Below are 16319 nucleotides of genomic sequence, written 5' to 3' on the forward strand. Positions count from 1 at the left end.
TTGAGTGCCCGGATGGGGACTGTCCTGGGGGCCATGAGGAACGTGCGGTGGCACGAGTTGCAGCACGCGTACGGCTCCGCCTCCCAGGTTCCCGTGGTGCTGTCGCGCATCGCCTGGGGGGACGCGCCGAACGCGGACGAGGCCCTGAGCGATCTGGAGCGCTGGATCGGCGCCCCGCCCGTCTTCGATTCGACGGCGGCGACGGTGCCGTTCCTCTGGGAGTTGGCGGGAACGGACACGGTCCGGGACCGGGCGGGTGTCCTGGACCTGTTGGCCAGGATTCTGGCCGCCGGGAGCACCGACCATCCCGCCTGGACCCGTGCCGCGCACGACGCGGTGGCGGCACGCCGGGAGACGGCGGCGTACCTGGCCGAGGCCCCGGTCCGCCCGGCCTCCGCGCCCGCCGGGGCCGGGGCCCCCGCGCAGGCCGTGCGCGCCGCGGCGGGACGGCTGCTGGCCGCGATCGACCGGCACGCCTGCCCGGCCTGCCCGGCCCTCCTTCCGCGCGAGGCGTAGGACGCGTCCGCGCGGCGCGCCGCGCGGACGCGTCCTGTTCGGCCGCCACCGCCTCACTCGTCGGCGGCGGTGAGCCGGGCGCGGTGGGCCCGGACCTTGTGGCGGTTGCCGCACCGCTCCATCGAGCACCAGCGGCGCTTTCCCGGCCGGGAGGTGTCGACGAACAACAGGCGGCAGTCGTGCGCACCGCAGACGCGGATGCGATGGGCGTGCCCCCCGGTGAACAGGTCCACCGCGTCACGGGCCACGGTGGACAGCAGCCCGGTCCCGGTCCCGCCGGAGGCCCAGGCCCACGTACCGTCCGCCGTCAGCCGGGGCGTCAGGGGCGGGTGCGCCGCCGCGTCGTTGAGGGTGGCGAGGTCGTCCGGGTCGGGCGACGCGTCCCGCACCCGCGCCTCCGCCAGCCGCCACAGCGCATCGCGCAACGCACGTGCGTCCGCCACCTCCGCCGCGCTCACCGTCAGCGCGGCCCCCGAACCGGAACCGCCCACTTCTCCCGAACCGGCCCCGGTCACTTCCTCCGGGCCGGACCCGGCCCCCTCCCCCGCACCGGAAGCGGCGCCGGGCTCCGAACCGAGTCCTCCGGGCAGTCGGCTCTCCTCCGCCCAGCGCACCAGGTCGGCCGGCTCGCGCAGCACCTCGAAGTACGCCAGGGGCCCCGGCCCGCCGGTCGGCAGCAGCTCCAGGCAGAGCGCGCCCGGATCGAACCGGAAGGAGCTTCCGTCCGGATGCCGCAACACCAGTCCGGCAGGCTCGGCCCGCCCCGGCCGGCCCGATGGTTCGGGCCGCTCCGGGCCTCCCCGCCGAGCGCCTGGTCCGGGGGGCCGCCCGGGGGATTCCGGTGTGTCTGTTGCCTTCTCGCTCATGTAACCACTATAAACGGTGTCATGACACAGACACTGTCCTGGAAGCTCGTGATCGACAGCGCCGACCCGCACGCGCAAGCCGGGTTCTGGGCGGAGGCCCTGGGCTATCTCGTCGAGGACAACAGCCCGTTGATCGAGCGGCTGCTCGCGGCCGGCGCGGTGCCCGAGGCCGCCACGACCCACGCCCACGGCCGCAGAGCCTGGCTCGACCTCGCGGCGGCCCGGCACCCGGACGACCCGTACGACGAGGTCAGTGGTACGGGGAAGGGGCGGAGGCTGCTGTTCCAGCGGGTGCCGGAGCCGAAGACGGGGAAGAACCGGCTCCACATCGACGTGCACTCCGCGCCGGGCCGACGCGAGGCCGAGGCGGAGCGGCTGGTGGCGCTGGGCGCGCGGGTGGGGCGGACGTTCGACGAGCAGGGCGGGAGCTGGATCGTCATGACGGACCCCGAGGGCAACGAGTTCTGCCTGTCCTGACTCCGCGAGCCGCCCTGGTCCCCGCGAACTGTCCTGGCTCCGCGAACCGGCTTGGCCCCGTAGCCGTCCTGGCTCCGCGAACCGCCCTGGCCCGGCGAGCTGTCCTGGCTCCGCGAACGCCCTTGGCCCCGCCTCCCGCCCTCGCTCCGCGAGGAACGTTCCGCCTCCGTCCGCGCAGCGGCGTCGCCCCTCGGGTGATCCAGGCCGTCGCGGGGGGCGCGGACGCGCGCCTCTGGCGGGGGGCAGGGCTCCGGGCCACCGCGCCGCACCCGGCCGGAGCAACCTGCCTTACGGTAGGTGCGTCATACAGGAAGACCACGTACAGCCGAGAGAGAGAACGACGCGATGGATGAGCAGCTGGTCAGGGCGTTCAGGTGGGCCGCTCGCGGCGTGGGCAGCGCCCTCGACTACATCGCTCTGCGCACCGGCGTCGGCACGCTGACCAACGGCGTGCGGAACGCGGTCGGCCGCAAGCGCCGCTAGGCAGCGCCCTCACGCCGGACAGCTTCTTCGCACCCGGCAGCGTCTTCGCATGACGGAGGCGGGCCAGGCCTCCCGCCCGGTTCCGCCAGTGGGCGGCGGACGGCACGTTCGAGGGCGCGGCCCGGGCCGCCCGGGTCGCCCGGGCCGGGGCGAATACGGCCGGCGGCATCGACGGGCCGGCATCGGTCGACTCCACCGCCACCCGAACCCACCGCCGCCCGGCCCCGCCGATACGCCGTGACCGGGTCGTAGGGTACGCACTGTTCCAGCGGAGCCGGGGTTTTCAGGGGGCGTATGAGTGGGGCGATGTCAGGCACTTCCGTCGCTGTTGCGGCGATAGGGTTCGTTTGCGTGCCGCTCACCGCACTCGTCCTGCTCTCCCTGCCGACGCAGCTCCGGGACAATAGGCTGAAACGGCGGGGGGTCGAGACGGAAGCCGTGTGCCGCGAGCTCATCAGGCGGAACGGAATTCTCGTCCACTTCATCCGGTGCTCTTATCAGCAGACGGACGGACGGCCCATGGTCACGCGGATCAACAGCCCCCGTCCGGTCCCTCAGGTGGGCGAGTCCTTCACCGTCGTCTTCGATCCGCAGCGGCCGGAGGAAGCGGCCTCCGCCCAGTACCTGGCCTCCCGTCAGACACAGCTCGGCTACGCCTTCCAGGCGGCGCTGGCGGTCCTGGTCACCGTCGCCGTACTCCTGGTCACGGTCTTCGACTGAGGACCGTGCGCCGCTCCCGGCCCGGCGCTGTCGCGGGGCGCGGGAACGACCCCCGTCCTCCGCTCCCGCGCGTCCTGGCAGCCCTCGGACACGACCCGCCGGGCAGGCCCCGGCCGTCGATCCACCCGGGGCGGACGCCACCGGGGCGCACGGGTCGCCGGTGAGCCGGGGCGGGGACGCGTCGCCGGTGGGCGGCACGTCCCCGACGCCCGGCGTCAGTGCTAGGGCGTGTTTCGAAAGTCCCGCCTGCTCGGCGGCGTCCGGGCGGACGGCGCTACTTTCGAAACACGCCCTAGTGGGCGTGGCCGGGGGCGCGCCGGACGCCCACCACGGCCAGGACGGCGCCGGCCACGCAGAGGACTCCGGCGGTCAGGACGGCCGTGTGGACACCGTTCATGAAGGCGTGGTGGCTGCCCTCGACGATGGCCGCCCCGAGCTGCGCGGGCGTGCCGGGGGCTACGGGGGCGACGCCCATGGACACCGCGTCCTTCGCCTCCAGGAGCGCGGTGGCGGCGGGGGCGGGGACGCCTGCCGAGGTGAGTTCGCCGGTGAGGGTGGCGCCGACCCGGCCGGCGATGAGGGAGACCAGGACGGAGGTGCCCAGGGCGCCTCCGACCTGGAGGGCCGTGGCCTGGAGTCCCCCGGCGACACCGGCGTCCCGGACGGGGGCGTTGCCGACGATGGCGTCGGACGAGGAGGCCATCACCATGCCGACGCCGAGGCCGAGCGCGATGAACGGCGGCCACATGAGGCTGTAGGCGCTGTGGGCGTCCCAGGTGAGCATGGCGAAGCAGGCGACGGCCTGGAGGACCATGCCGAGGGGCATGGTGAGGCGCGGCCCGAACCGGTCCGTGAGCGCGGCGCCGAGCGGGGAGGCGACGACGGAGGCGAGGCTGAGGGGAAGGGTGCGGACGCCCGCCTCGACGGGGGTGAAGCCCCGCACGTTCTGCAGGTAGATCATGACGAAGAAGATCACGCCGAGCAGGACGAAGAAGTTCAGGGCGGTGATGATCGTGCCGATGGTCAGGGCCGGGTTGCGGAACAGGCGCATCGGCAGCAGGGGTGAGGCGACCCGTGTCTGCCACCGGCCGAAGACCAGCAGGACCAGGAGTCCGGCCGCGATGGAGCCGAGGGTTCCGCCGGAGGTCCAGCCCCAGGTCTCCCCCTTGACCACGCCGAAGACGAGGGTGAGGAGCCCGACGGCGAGCAGGACGACGCCGAGGACGTCGAACTTCTCCCGGGCGGCGTGCTCGTTCCGGCTCTGCGGCAGGACGGCCGCGCTGAAGGCGAGGGCGACGACGCCGATCGGGGCGTTGATGTAGAAGACGGACTCCCAGCTGACGTGCTGGACGAGGAAGCCGCCGACGATGGGGCCGAGGGCGGTGGAGACCGAGGAGACCATGGCCCAGATGCCGACGGCCATGCCGAACTTCTTCGGCGGGAAGACGGCGCGGAGCAGGCCGAGGGTGTTGGGCATCAGCAGGGCTCCGAAGAGGCCCTGGAGGGCCCGGAAGGCGATGACGCCCTCGATGGAACCGGCCAGGCCGATGGCGACCGAGGCGAGGGTGAAGCCGACGACCCCCACCAGGTAGAAGGTGCGGCGGCCGAAGCGGTCGCCGAGTTTGCCGCCGAGGATGAGGGCTCCGGCGAGGGCGAGCAGGTAGGAGTTGGTGACCCACTGCAGGTCGGAGGTGGAGGCGTCGAGATCGCGGCCGATCTCGGGGTTGGCGATCGAGACGACGGACCCGTCGAGGCCGACCATGAACAGGCCGAAGGCGACGGCGATCAAGGTCAGCCACGGGTTGGAGCGACGCCCCCGCGCCGTGTCGGCGGGCGGGGAGTGGGACGGTTCGGCGAGGGTGCCGGCGGAAGCCATGGAGAGGTGTTCTTTCGTCGTGACGCAACGCCGAGTCGGCGCCCGGCGCCACGGGGGCGGCCGGCTGCGACGGGCGAGCGGGGAGAGGAGAGGAGAGGAGGAGCGCGGCGTGCTGACAGGGCGCACCGCGGCGGCCCCGCAAGCACACCGCGTGCCGGAGGGTTCAGCGCGCGGTGTGCAGGTGCTCGCTGAGCGACTGGAGAGAGCCCAGGGCGGAGCCGAGGGCGTCGAGTTCGCCGTCGGTCATCGTCCGCAGGACCTGCGCGGCACGGTCTCCCATGAGCTGCGTGACCTCGACGAGCCGCTGCCGCGCGGCCGGGGTGAGGTACAGGTGGGCGATCCGCTTGTCGGCGCCGTCCTGACGACGTTCGAGGAACCCCTGCTCGGTGAGCTGGGTGACCAGCGCACTGACGTTGTTCGGCTTCATCCGCACCGCGTCGGCGGCCTCACGGACCGTGGTTCCGCCGTGGGTCTCGACGTACCGCAGCAGCGTGAGCTGGGCGTCGGAGGGCTTGGGGTGCGGGTAGTGCTGGTCGACATGCCGCTCGAAGGCCCTGGTCAGCGCGGGCAGGCACGCCACGAGGCCGAGGGCCAGGCGGTCGATGTCCTGAGGGGACGCGCTGGTGGGGGGCACGCACGGACTTTAGCTATCCAGACATACGTATGTCAAAGGAGCCACCTCACGCGCGTGGAGGCGGTCGAAGTCGACGGCCCCGCAGCGCCCGGGGATCACTCCCCTGGGACGCCCTCTTCGCCGCCCCCGTCGCGCTGACGGCCGTCACGACCACCACCACTCCCGTCACGACCACCACCGCTCCCGCCACGACCGTCACCGTTCCCGCGGTGTTCGCCACCGCTCCCGTCACGGTCGCCCGCTCCCCCGACCCCCTCCCGGTCGTGCCGCACCTCGTCCCGGATGCGCTCGGCCATCAGGTCGGCGAGCGGGTCCTTGACGTCCCAGGAGTGCGCGCCCGGATGCCGGTCGTACAGCACGCACGCCTCGCCCTCCTCGACGGACAGCCGGTGGATGGCGGCCGGGCACGGCAGCAGCTCGGCGAACCGGAACTTCCGGCTCTCCTCGCCGTCGAGCCAGAACATCCACAGGTCCCGGCCCGCCCGCGGCGACGCCGACCAGAGCTGGGCCGCGTGCTCGGTCGCCTCGTCGTGCTCACCGAGTTCGCAGAGCAGGAAGGTGTCCAGGTCCGGCGCCTCCACCTCCTGGCCGGGCAGATCCTCAAGCCCCATCAGCGCGACGCGCGCGCCCATCTCGGGAAGTTCGCTGAAGGCGGTGCACTGCAACATGGCTCTCATCCTTGTCGGTCACGGGTGGGCATGTGCGGGGAACGGACGGCGGGCGACGCACCGACACGCCTGACCGGGCGCCGCGTTCACAGGACCTCGCCCCGGCTGCGGGCGTTGAGGCGGGCGGTCCGGGCCCGCAGTTGCTCTATGAGGAGTGCGGGGCGGACCCGGTGCGGCTCGGCCTCCCACTCGATCCCGCCGCCGACGGGCCGCAGCGCCCAGTAGGGGCCGGCGACCCCGCGGAACTCCCCCACGCGGTCCCCCCGACCGGTGTCCACCACCAGCGCGCCGAGGGAGGGCGGGCCGGGGAGCGCCGACGACGGTGAGGCCGGGGGCGGGGGCGGGGGGCCAGGAGGCGCCGACGACGGTGGGGCCGGGGGGCCGGAAGGTTCCTGCGCGTTCGGACAAACGTTCTCGCCGTACACCTATCGCTCCTCTCCGTAGCCGAACGACTACCGGGGCGATTCAGCGTGACCTACCGTGAGAGGGCATTCAACTTGCCTGTTCGGCACGGAAGATCGGGTTCGGGCCCATGAACATCAAGCAGTTAAATCCGGAGAGTTCCGCGAAGGCCGCCTACGGCGCACGTCTGCGCGGTCTCCGCATCGAGCGGGGCTGGACGCAGGAGGGGCTGGGCATCGAGATCGGCTACTCCAGCACGCACATCTCGTCCGTCGAAACCGGCCGCAAACTTGCTACCTTGCGGTTCTCGCGCAGTACGGACCGCGCGCTCGGGCTCGTCGGGACCGAGGCGTCGTTTGAGCGCGAGCTGAGCCGGATCAAGCACGGCAGCCTGCTGGAGGGTTTCCCCGAGTTCCTCATCTACGAGGCTCGGGCGGCGGAGATCCGGCTGTACGAGGTCGGCGTGATGCCGGGCCTGCTCCAGACCCCGGAGTACGCCAGGGTCCTGGCCGACAGCGCCGTCAAGCGGAAGGCCATCACGCCCGCCCAGGCGGAGGAGCGCGTCGCGCTGGTCGCGGAGCGCCAGGCGGCCCTGGTCCGGGACAAGCCCCCGCTCGTCTTCGCGCTGCTCGACGAGAGCTGCCTGCGCAGGCCGGTGGGCAGCCCGGCGGTCATGCGGGCGCAGATGGACCGGCTGATCGAGTTCGCCGAGCAGCCCAACACGGTGATCCAGGTGGTGCCGTTCACCATGGGCGAGGACCGCCCGTTCGATCTGCCGATCTACATCCTGACCATGCCCGACCGCTCCCTCATGTCGTACGCGGAGTCCGCGCAGCAGGGGTACCTGGAGCGTGAAAGCGGCTCGGTGGTAACGCATCTGACGGCCTACCATCAGTTGCAGGCGGTTGCGCCCTCCCAGGCCGCGTCCGTTGACATGTTCAGGCAGTTGCGAAAGGGCACACCGTGACAACCGAGACCCCCCGCTGGTTCACGTCCTCGTACAGCAACAACGGCGGCGCGTGCGTCGAGGTCGCCACCAACCTCGCCGCCCCGCACGGCATCGTCCCCGTCCGCGACTCCAAGGACGTGGCCGGACCGGTCCTCACCGTGGCCTCCGCCGCGTTCAGCACCTTCGTGGCGGGCGTCCGGACCGGAGACCTCGACACCGTCTGACCCGCCGACCGCCCTCCGTACGACCCACCCCGTACGCCGCACGCGTACACCGGCGAAGCCCCACCGCGCCCGACCCGGGCGGTGGGGCTTCGCCGTGCGGCGCCACGGAGGCGTCCGGGAGGAAGGGCGGCAGGGGTAACAGGGGTACCAGAAGTACCTGAGGTACCAGAGGGGTCCGAGGCGTCCGAGGCGTCCCGGGCGTCAAGTGCGGGCGGCGGCGGCACGGTTGTCGGTACGCGGCGGAAGGGACACGGGGACTCCTCGGTGTGGCCGCGGGACGACGGGTCCGTTCACCTCCCGACGATCGCTGCCGGGCGAACGCGCGGAATCGCGCTGCGGACCGACTCCGCTCACCCGCGCGGCGGAGGACGGGTCCGGCTGGGGGTGAGGGACGTCGCCGGCGTGCGGCTCACCGGGGAGAACGGAAGCCGGGCCTGTGTCGGGTGCCGGTCCGAGGCGCGTGGGGGTCCCCCCGGAGGCACGGACGAGCCAGAGGGCGAGGCCCACGTCGTCTTCGTGCCCGGCTATTCGGGGAAGGGGCCGCGGACCGAGACTCCGCCGTCCAGCACGATCTGCTGGCCCGTGATGTAGCGGGCCTCGTCCGAGGACAGGTAGACGGCCGCAGCGGCCATCTCCTCCGACGTGCCGTAGCGGCCCGCCGGGATCTCCGGAACCCAGGTGTCGGAGGGGCCGGTGTTGACGGCAGTGCTGATCGCCCCGCCCGCGACGACGTTCATCCGGATGCCGTCGGCCGCGTACTCGGCGGCGACGGTCCGGGCCAGGCTGTACAGGCCGGCCTTGGCGGCGCCGTAACCGGCCTGCTTCGGAGCGGCCATGAATCCGGTGACAGAGCCGATGCTGACGATGTTCCCGCCGGTGCCCTGTTCCAGGAACAGCCGCAGCACGCGCCGCACCGCCCGAGCCACGTAGCGCAGATTCACGTCATAGACGGTGTCCCAGTCGTCGTCGGTCATCTCATGCAGCCTGACCGCGGGTACGAACGCGACTTGCCCGCCGACCACCGTGATCAGGGTGTCCAGTCCACCGAGTTGATCGGCCGCGCCGACGATCACGCCGTCGAGCTGCTCGATGGAGCGGACGTCGCCGCTCAGCGCACAGGAGACGTGCCCGGCCGCACGCAGTTCGTCCGCAGCCTCGGTTGCCCGCGCGGGGTCCACGTCGGCCACCGCCACCGCCGCCCCCGCGGCCGCACAGGAGCGGACGACGGCTCGGCCGATCCCGGCCCCGCCGCCCCCGATCACCAGAATCCGTTTGCCGTCGAGCCCGCTCAACCCGGCCATGCACCCTCCACCCTCACTCAAGTCGCCCCAAGCTAGGGCGTGTTTCGAAAGTCCCGCCTGCTCGGCGACGCCCGGCACGCACGCTCGCCGCGTTATCGGGACCACCCCGATACCACCAGTATCGGGGCGGCCCTCCGCCTTGCGATCGCACGCACCGGACGCCGCCGAACCCGCCCTCCGGGCGGACGGCGCTACTTTCGCAACACGCCCTGGTCGCAACGAGGCGGGCGAAGAAACAGGAAAGCGGTGGCGGTCCACGACACCGCCGCACTGGTCGCGCTCAGCGACGGCCGTACGTCCGCACCCCGCCACGCAGGGCACCACGCCACCGAGCCGTGGCCGACGACGACAGCGGATATGCCCCGGGGGGGGGCAGGCGCGGCCCGTCCGGGCATCGACCCGTCACGGTGTCGGCCGGGGTCGCGCACGAGGCCCCGACCCCGCGTCAGTACGGTGTGAAGTCCGGCTTGCGGCGTTCGCGGACGGCAGCCATGGCCTCGGGGAAGTCAGGGCGGGTGAAGGACTCCCGCATGAGCGAGACGGATTCGGCCACGGCGTCGGCCGCGGGCATGCGCAGGCCGTCCAGGATCTGGCGCTTGATGACGGCCATGGACGTCGGGGAGCACGTCTCGGCGAGTTGGCGGGCGTACTCCTGGGCGGCCGACAGCAGGGTTTCGCGCGGTGCGGTGTGCTGCACCAGTCCCATCCGCAGCGCCTCCTGCGCGCCCACGGCACGGGAGGACAGCAGCAGGTCCGTGGCGTTGCCGACGCCCACCAGGCGCGGCAGCAGCCAGGCCGCGCCGTACTCGGCGACCAGGCCGAAGCGGCTGAACACCGCCGAGACCTGGGCCTCGTCCGCCATGAACCGGACGTCGGCGTACAGGGCGTGCACGAGCCCGAGGCCCGCCGCGCTGCCGTTGATCGCCGCGATCAGCGGGGTCCGCATCGTCAGCGGGAGGTGCGCCGGGTGTCCGAGGAACCCGTCCGGGTCCTCCCCCGACGGGTCCTGCGGGGCGGAGAGCCGGGCCAGCAGGTCGGGGGTCGCGCCGGAGCAGAAGCTGCTGCGCGCGCCCGTGACGACGACGGCGCGGACCTCCTCGTCGGCGTCGGCCTCGGCCAGCGCGTCGTAGTAGGCGCCGAACATGGCCAGATCCATGCCGTTGCGGCGCTCGGGCCGGGCGAAGGTGAGGGTCCGCACGGAGCCCTCGGTGTGTATGTCGATGCCCGTCGCGCTCCTGGACATGCCTCCCCCTCCATATAACAGACTACTGACTTTGCTTAGGGACCTGCTTATCATGAAGCCCCTGATGATGAGCGGAGCATTGTTGTGCGACTTCCGAGGCCGCTGGGTCTGTCCGGCCTGAGCACGTGGATACCCGAAGCACGCCAGACCGCCCGCGACGCCGTCGAACTCGGCCTGGTGGAGGCGGACACGGCCGAGGAACTCGGTTACGAGGCGCTGCCGGTGGCGGACCAGGCCCCTCCCGAGATGGCGGTGCTGGCGGCGCGCGCGGCCCTGGAGAGCACCGGGACCCCGCCGGCCGGACTGGGCATGGTGCTGCACGCCTGGATGTACTACCAGGGGCACGACCTCTGGTCGCCCCCGCACTACATCGCCGACCAGCTCGGCGCCCGGCAGGCGGAGCCGCTGGGCATCCAGCAGGTCTGCAACGGCGGAGCGGCGGCCGTCGGGGTGGGCGCGGCCCGGCTGCTGGCCGACCCCGGTCTCGGCCACGTCCTGGTGACGACGGCCGACCGGTTCGCGGCGCCGGGCTTCGACCGCTGGCGCGGGGACTACGGGATCGCCTACGGGGACGGCGCCACCGCGCTGCTGCTGCACCCGCTCGACGTACGCTCCCCGGACCTGCTGCTGCACGCGGTCACCACCGTCGCCGCACCGCAGCTGGAGGGGATGCACCGGGGACGGGACGCGTTCGGCGCGATGCCGCGCTCCGTGAGCGACCGGGTGGACATGCGCCGCACGAAGAAGGCCTTCCTCGAACGCGAGGGCATGGAGGCGTTCACCCGCGCCAGCTCCGAGAGCCTGACGACGGTCGTGGAGCGGTGCCTCGCCGCCGGCGGACTGGCGGCGGACAGTCCGCTGCTGCGCTGTGTCGTACCGCCGCGGCTGGGCGCGAAGACCATCGGCCTCGCCTACGCGCCGGCCCTGCGCAAGCTGCTGCCGGCCGAGCTCCGGACGGTGGGCGGGGACACGGGCCACCTGGGCGCGGGGGACGCGGCGGCGAGCCTGGCCGAGCTGTGGGCGGGCCGCGTCCTGGCGCCGGGCGAGTACGCCCTCGTGGTGAGCGCGGGCGCCGGTTTCACCTGGTCGTGCCTGTTGGTGAGCGCCGCCTGACCGCAGGACGCCGGGACGGCCGGAACCGGGTGGCCCGCAGAGGAGCCACCCGGTTCAGCGCGTCTCGCCCAGCTTCTTGATGGCCCGCTCCAGGAAGTCCTCGAACTGCTCGAACTCCTCCGGGGTGTACTCGGCCCGCAGTCCGTCCTCGACGCGCACGGCCTCCTTGTCCGCCTTCTTCAGCACGGCGCGTCCGGCTCTGGTCAGCTTGTTGACGATGACCTTCTGGTGGAGCGGAGAGGGCTCCCGCTCCATCAGGCCGTGCTTCTCCAGGTTGGCGAGGACCGTCGACATCGTCTGCGGCGTCACCATGCTCTCGCGGGCGAGCTGCGCGGCCGACATCCCGCTCGGGAAGAGCGAGAGCAGCAGCAGTACGGAGTACTGGGGCACGGTCAGGTCGAACTGGCGCATCGCCTGCGTCTTGCGCGCGATCAACGCCTGCTCGGCCCGCTTGATGGTGTTCCCGAGCCGGTCCCCGACCGCCGCCGTCACGACCGCGCTGGGGTCCTGGGCCTGCTTCGTCGTTCTGGTTTCCGCCATATCAGTAGTCTCCCATGAGTGAGCCTACGAATCCCTCGCGGGACGCGCCTGCCGCCGCGGCTGGGGAAGGGCGCAGGTGAGCCGGGCGGTGCAGACTCTGCGCTCCCGCTCGTCGGAGATGACGATCTCGTACGTGGCGACGCCGCGCCCCACGTGCAGGGGGCGGCAGACCCCCGTCACGAGACCGGAGCGCACCGCCTGGTGGTGGGTGCAGGAGAGTTCCTGGCCGACGATGATCCGGTCCGGTCCGGCGTGCACCCAGGCGGCGAGCGAGCCGAGGGTCTCCGCGAGGACCGCGTTGGCGCCGCCGTGCATGATTCCGATCGGCTGCCGGTTGCCGCGCACCGGCATGGTGCCCACGACGAGGTCCGGCTCGCAGCGGAGGATCTCGATCCCCATCCGGGTCACGAGCTGTTCGTCGAGGTAGTTGGGAAGGACCGGCACGGGCCCCAGTGTCGCCGCCGACTGCGTCATTCGACTCTCCATGATCGTACGAGTCCGCATGAGTGTACGTGTTCTGTCTTATGGTAGCCATAGTGATCACGTCTGTGTACTGTGACAACCTGTCGAGAGAGGGAGGCCGCGATGCGCGGTACCGCACTGGGGACGTCCGGCCCGGAAGTCGGCGTCGTGGGTCTGGGCTGCATGGGCATGTCCTGGGCGTACGACGAGCTGGGCAGGGACGACACGGCCTCGGTGGCGGTCGTCCACCGTGCCGTGGAGCTGGGCTGCACGCTGATCGACACCGCGGACATGTACGGCCCGTTCACCAACGAGGAGCTCGTCGGCCGGGCGCTGCGCGGACGGCGTGACGAGGTGGTGCTGGCGACCAAGGGCGGGCTGGTGGTGGACGACCCCGCGACCTACGCCAGCCACCGCGACGGGCGCCCGGAGCACCTGCGCGCCGCTTTCGAGGCCAGCCTCAAGCGCCTGGGCGTCGACCACGTCGACCTCTACCAGCTCCACCGGGTGGACCCGGACGTGCCCGTGGAGGAGAGCTGGGGCGCCATGGCGGAGCTGGTCCAGGAGGGCAAGGCGCGGGCCATCGGCCTCTCGGAGGCGTCGGTCGAGGAGATCCGGCGCGCCCAGACGGTGCACCCCGTGGCCTCCGTGCAGAGCGAGCTGTCCCTGTGGAGCCGGGACACGGTCGAATCGGGTGTCCTCGACCACTGCCGGGAGCAGGGCATCGCCCTCATCGCCTTCTCGCCGCTCGGCCGGGGCTTCCTCTCCGGCCGGATCGGCTCCGCCGACGACCTCCCGGAGGTGGACGGCCGCCGCCGGCTGCCCCGCTTCCAGTCCGAGGCGCTGGCCGCGAACCTCGGCATCGTCGACCGGGTCCGGCAGGTCGCGGACCGGCTGGGGGCCACGCCGGCCCAGGTGGCGCTGGCCTGGGTGCTCGCGCAGGGCGAGAACGTCGTGGTGATCCCCGGCACGAAGAACCTGCGCTACCTGGAGGAGAACGCCGGCGCCGCCCGGGTGGAGCTGGACGACGCCGCGCTGGCGGCGCTCCAGGACGTTCCGGCCGCGGTGGGCACGCGCTACTGACCGCGCCGTCGGCGGGGCACGGCGCCCGCGGCAGGGGGAGAAGAGGGGGAAGGGTGCGCCTGCGACGTCTGGGCAACACGGGAACCGAGGTCGGCGCCATCGGCCTCGGCTGCCTCGGCATGGGCCGGCCGCACCACGAGTCCGCCCGTGACGACGGGTGGCCCCTGCGGATCGTCAACGAGGCCCTGGACCGCGGCGGGAACCTCCTCGACACCGCCGGATTCGACCCCGCCGGCCCGCGCCCCACCGTCCTCCACGGCGCCGGGCACCACGAATCCCTCCTCGGCAAGGCCATCGCCGGACGCCGGAAGGAGGCGATCGTCGCGACGAAGGCCGGGGCGATCCCGGACGGCCCCCGCCCGTGGGGCTCCCACCGGGACGGTTCACCGGCCCGTCTGCACCAGGCCGCGGAGGCCAGCCTGCGACGCCTGGACACCGACGTCATCGACCTCTACTACCTCCACCGCGCCGACCTCGCGGCGCCGTTGGCGGAGACCTGGGGCGCCCTGGCCGACCTCGTCCGGCAGGGCAAGGTGCGGTGGCTGGGACTGTCCGGGGCGACCGTGGCCCAGGCCCGCGAGGCGCATGCGATCCACCCGGTGACGGCGGTGCGGTCCGAACTGTCGCTGTGGACGCGCGACGCACTGGACGGCGGACCGGACGGCCTGGTCGGCTGGTGCGAGAGCGTCGGGGCGAGCTTCGTCCCCGCCGCACCCCTGGGGCGCGGCTTCCTCACCGGGACGTTGCGCGCCGGCGGGCTCCGCAGCGGCGACCACCGGGCCTTCGACCCCCGCTTCCACCGCACCGCGATGGAGGCGAACCTGCCCATCGTCGACGCGATCAGGGAGGTGGCCGACCGCCGGTCGGTCACCCCCGCACAGGTCGCCATCGCCTGGCTCCTCGCCCAGGGCGAACAGGTCGTACCCGTCCCCGGCACGAGCAACCTCCGCTACCTGCGGGAGAATCTGGCCGCTGCCGACGTACGGCTGACCGAACAGGACTTCGCGGACCTCCGTGCGCTGCCCGACCCCGTGGGCGCCGGCGCCGGGCCGTGAGCGCCGACGCCTCCATGCCCGTACGCGGTTTGTGCCGCCCCGCCCGGCGGAAGGTCCCGGACCCCCGGGGTCCGTCCAGCGCGACGGGCCGCCGGACACGGCGCTCCCCGCCCGCCGGCGTGTCAGCCGCCGACGGCCTCGGAGGCCACGAGGGCGTCGACCGGACGCGTGCGCGCGCCGAGCGCGGTCAGCCGGTCCAGCGTCTCGCGGTGCTGCGCGTCGCTCTCGCTGGCGGTGGCGTCGGGGACGACGGTCACCTCGTAGCCGAGGCGCAGCGCCGTCGCCGCCGTGGACGCGACGCCGTGCGCGGTGGCGAGACCGGCCAGCACGACCTTCGTCACCCCCGTCCGCCGCAGGTGGTCGTGGAGGCCGGTGCCCTCGAACGCGTCGAGGCCGTGCTTGGTCACCACGTGCTCCCCGGCACGGGCCGCGCAGGCGGGGACCAGTTGGTTGGGGGCCGCGGCCGGGCCGCCGTCGGCGCCGTCGGCGCGGACGTACCGGACGTGGACGACGGCCGCGGAGTCCGCCGCCGCGAAGTGCTCGCGCAGCCTCCCGCAGGCGTCCGCCACGGTGGCGCCGCTCACCGGCTGCCAGGGCCTGTCGACGATCCACCGCTGCAGATCGATCAGGACGAGTGCCGTGTGGGCGCGGGTCATGAAGTCTTCCCCCGGGAAACGATGAACAGCGTCCACGGCACACTAGCAAGGAGGAACTCGGGCCCGTGGAGAGGGCGATCGCGGCCGACGACGGCCTGCACCTGTGGGCCGAGACGTTCGGCGACCGTCACGATCCGGCTGTGCTGCTGGTCATGGGCGCCACCGCGCCGGGCCTGGTGTGGCCGGACGAACTGTGCCGGCTCCTCGCCGCGGCGGGGTACCACGTGGTGCGCTACGACCACCGCGACACCGGGAGGTCGGGCAAGTCCGCCGCCGCGTACGACCTTTCGACGCTGGCGGCCGACGCCGCCGCGGTGCTCGCCGGGCTCGGCACGGGCCCGGCGCATGTGGTCGGCCAGTCGGCGGGCGGCATGGTCTCCCTGCTGCTCGCCCTCGGCCGTCCCGGACTGGTCCGCTCCCTGGTGCTGCTGTCCAGTTCGCCCGGCGCCGACGCCGGTCCGCCCCGGCCGCGCACCGGCCCTCCGGACCCGTCCGGGCCGCAGGCGGGGCCGCCCGGCACCGCGGCGCGGGAGCGCCGGGCCGCCGGGGCCGAGGCGCGCCGGGCCACGGCGGTCGAGGGCTGGCGGGGGCTGGTGGGGGCCGCCGTGCCGTTCGACCGCGCCTACTGGACGGATCTGGTCGACCGCGCGGCGGAACACAGCCGCGAACCCGACACCTCCTCCCGCCACCTGACGGCGATGGCCCGTACGCCCGCGCTCACCGCCCGGCTCGCGGCGCTGCGGGTACCGACGCTGGTGGTGCACGGTGAGCAGGACCCGGTCTTCCCCGTGGAGCACGGCGAGGCGCTGTGCCGGGCGATCCCGGACGCGCGGCTCCGCCGGATTCCGGGCATGGGCCACATCTTCCCTCCGCACTGGTCGTCGACGATCGGCGCGCTGATCGTCGACCACCTGCGGCGGACATGACGCGGACGGGCGGAGAGGCGGAAGGTGAAGGCCGGAGGGCTCACACGGAGAGCCGGACGGAGGGAAAGGCCTTTCCCGAGATTGCGTACATATTTCAACTGAGCGTCGGGGAGCGGACCTCCGGC

General features: G+C 73.1%; 19 protein-coding genes and 1 pseudogene. 10 read left to right on the forward strand and 10 right to left on the reverse strand.

The genetic code is table 11. The features are described from left to right. Window positions 1-12: 12 nt before the first annotated feature. Complete coding sequence (locus tag AMK24_RS04065) at window positions 13-516, forward strand: hypothetical protein (protein ID WP_073764980.1); 504 nt, start codon at window positions 13-15, stop codon at window positions 514-516. 53 nt (window positions 517-569) lie between these two features. On the opposite strand, the gene AMK24_RS04070 is transcribed toward AMK24_RS04065, so the two are convergent. Beyond that, window positions 570-1256: a CGNR zinc finger domain-containing protein gene (locus AMK24_RS04070; RefSeq protein ID WP_073764982.1), complete on the reverse strand. Its 687-nt coding sequence runs from the start codon at window positions 1254-1256 to the stop codon at window positions 570-572. 147 nt (window positions 1257-1403) lie between these two features. Here AMK24_RS04070 and AMK24_RS04075 point away from each other — a divergent pair, with 147 nt between their 5' ends. The 3 genes from AMK24_RS04075 (at window position 1404) to AMK24_RS35380 (ending at window position 3062) form a co-directional block, all read left to right on the forward strand. Then, complete coding sequence (locus AMK24_RS04075; protein WP_073764984.1) at window positions 1404-1859, forward strand: VOC family protein; 456 nt, start codon at window positions 1404-1406, stop codon at window positions 1857-1859. 345 nt (window positions 1860-2204) lie between these two features. After that, window positions 2205-2342: a hypothetical protein gene (locus AMK24_RS34135; protein WP_199876356.1), complete on the forward strand. Its 138-nt coding sequence runs from the start codon at window positions 2205-2207 to the stop codon at window positions 2340-2342. 519 nt (window positions 2343-2861) lie between these two features. Then, window positions 2862-3062 (forward strand): hypothetical protein, encoded by a 201-nt coding sequence (locus AMK24_RS35380; RefSeq protein ID WP_073764986.1) that lies wholly within the window; start codon window positions 2862-2864, stop codon window positions 3060-3062. 292 nt (window positions 3063-3354) lie between these two features. Here the strand turns inward: AMK24_RS35380 and AMK24_RS04085 are convergent, their stop codons facing one another. The 4 genes and pseudogenes from AMK24_RS04085 to AMK24_RS04100 all read right to left on the reverse strand — a co-directional run bounded on the left by AMK24_RS04085 (window position 3355) and on the right by AMK24_RS04100 (window position 6665). Beyond that, a complete protein-coding gene (locus tag AMK24_RS04085; RefSeq protein ID WP_073764988.1) occupies window positions 3355-4938 on the reverse strand; it encodes a DHA2 family efflux MFS transporter permease subunit in 1584 nt (527 codons plus the stop codon). A 163-nt stretch (window positions 4939-5101) separates the two neighbouring features. Next, window positions 5102-5572 carry a MarR family winged helix-turn-helix transcriptional regulator gene (locus tag AMK24_RS04090; protein WP_073764990.1) on the reverse strand — a complete coding sequence of 157 codons (471 nt, stop codon included), beginning with the start codon at window positions 5570-5572 and terminating at the stop codon, window positions 5102-5104. A 236-nt stretch (window positions 5573-5808) separates the two neighbouring features. Beyond that, window positions 5809-6240 (reverse strand): annotated as a pseudogene (locus tag AMK24_RS04095) (hypothetical protein); the annotation flags it as partial. An 86-nt stretch (window positions 6241-6326) separates the two neighbouring features. Continuing rightward, window positions 6327-6665, reverse strand: coding sequence for a hypothetical protein (locus tag AMK24_RS04100; RefSeq protein ID WP_073764992.1), 339 nt, complete (start codon window positions 6663-6665; stop codon window positions 6327-6329). A 107-nt stretch (window positions 6666-6772) separates the two neighbouring features. Here AMK24_RS04100 and AMK24_RS04105 point away from each other — a divergent pair, with 107 nt between their 5' ends. Continuing rightward, on the forward strand, window positions 6773-7609 hold the full coding sequence (locus AMK24_RS04105) for a helix-turn-helix domain-containing protein (RefSeq protein WP_073764994.1): 837 nt from the start codon (window positions 6773-6775) through the stop codon (window positions 7607-7609). Further along, window positions 7606-7815, forward strand: a complete 210-nt coding sequence (locus AMK24_RS04110) for a DUF397 domain-containing protein (RefSeq protein WP_073764996.1) — start codon at window positions 7606-7608, stop codon at window positions 7813-7815. Before AMK24_RS04105 ends, AMK24_RS04110 begins: the two co-directional genes overlap by 4 nt. A gap of 524 nt (window positions 7816-8339) precedes the next feature. On the opposite strand, the gene AMK24_RS04115 is transcribed toward AMK24_RS04110, so the two are convergent. Both AMK24_RS04115 and AMK24_RS04120 read right to left on the reverse strand, forming a co-directional pair. Next, window positions 8340-9116, reverse strand: coding sequence for an SDR family NAD(P)-dependent oxidoreductase (locus tag AMK24_RS04115; protein WP_073764998.1), 777 nt, complete (start codon window positions 9114-9116; stop codon window positions 8340-8342). 445 nt (window positions 9117-9561) lie between these two features. Then, the gene (locus AMK24_RS04120) at window positions 9562-10359 is read right to left on the reverse strand and encodes an enoyl-CoA hydratase-related protein (RefSeq protein ID WP_073765000.1); all 798 of its coding nucleotides are present in this window, start codon (window positions 10357-10359) and stop codon (window positions 9562-9564) included. A gap of 84 nt (window positions 10360-10443) precedes the next feature. On the opposite strand from AMK24_RS04120, the gene AMK24_RS35120 reads away from it, so the two are divergent. Continuing rightward, window positions 10444-11472 (forward strand): ketoacyl-ACP synthase III family protein, encoded by a 1029-nt coding sequence (locus AMK24_RS35120; RefSeq protein ID WP_107427336.1) that lies wholly within the window; start codon window positions 10444-10446, stop codon window positions 11470-11472. Between the two features lie 54 nt (window positions 11473-11526). Here AMK24_RS35120 and AMK24_RS04130 read toward each other — a convergent pair whose 3' ends face one another. Together AMK24_RS04130 and AMK24_RS04135 are read right to left on the reverse strand one after the other, a co-directional pair. Further along, window positions 11527-12012, reverse strand: coding sequence for a MarR family winged helix-turn-helix transcriptional regulator (locus AMK24_RS04130; RefSeq protein ID WP_073765002.1), 486 nt, complete (start codon window positions 12010-12012; stop codon window positions 11527-11529). A 24-nt stretch (window positions 12013-12036) separates the two neighbouring features. After that, window positions 12037-12486 (reverse strand): hotdog fold thioesterase, encoded by a 450-nt coding sequence (locus AMK24_RS04135; RefSeq protein WP_107427337.1) that lies wholly within the window; start codon window positions 12484-12486, stop codon window positions 12037-12039. A 111-nt stretch (window positions 12487-12597) separates the two neighbouring features. Here AMK24_RS04135 and AMK24_RS04140 point away from each other — a divergent pair, with 111 nt between their 5' ends. Both AMK24_RS04140 and AMK24_RS04145 read left to right on the forward strand, forming a co-directional pair. Then, a complete protein-coding gene (locus tag AMK24_RS04140; protein ID WP_073765006.1) occupies window positions 12598-13557 on the forward strand; it encodes an aldo/keto reductase in 960 nt (319 codons plus the stop codon). A gap of 53 nt (window positions 13558-13610) precedes the next feature. Further along, window positions 13611-14612, forward strand: a complete 1002-nt coding sequence (locus AMK24_RS04145) for an aldo/keto reductase (RefSeq protein ID WP_107427338.1) — start codon at window positions 13611-13613, stop codon at window positions 14610-14612. Between the two features lie 122 nt (window positions 14613-14734). On the opposite strand, the gene AMK24_RS04150 is transcribed toward AMK24_RS04145, so the two are convergent. Continuing rightward, complete coding sequence (locus AMK24_RS04150) at window positions 14735-15268, reverse strand: cysteine hydrolase family protein (protein WP_073765008.1); 534 nt, start codon at window positions 15266-15268, stop codon at window positions 14735-14737. A 65-nt stretch (window positions 15269-15333) separates the two neighbouring features. Between AMK24_RS04150 and AMK24_RS04155 the strand changes: the two genes are divergently transcribed. Next, a complete protein-coding gene (locus AMK24_RS04155) occupies window positions 15334-16194 on the forward strand; it encodes an alpha/beta fold hydrolase (RefSeq protein ID WP_073765010.1) in 861 nt (286 codons plus the stop codon). The last annotated feature ends 125 nt before the right edge of the window (window positions 16195-16319 follow it).

Source organism: Streptomyces sp. CB02366 (assembly GCF_001905905.1).
In the GTDB taxonomy this organism is placed as follows: domain Bacteria; phylum Actinomycetota; class Actinomycetes; order Streptomycetales; family Streptomycetaceae; genus Streptomyces.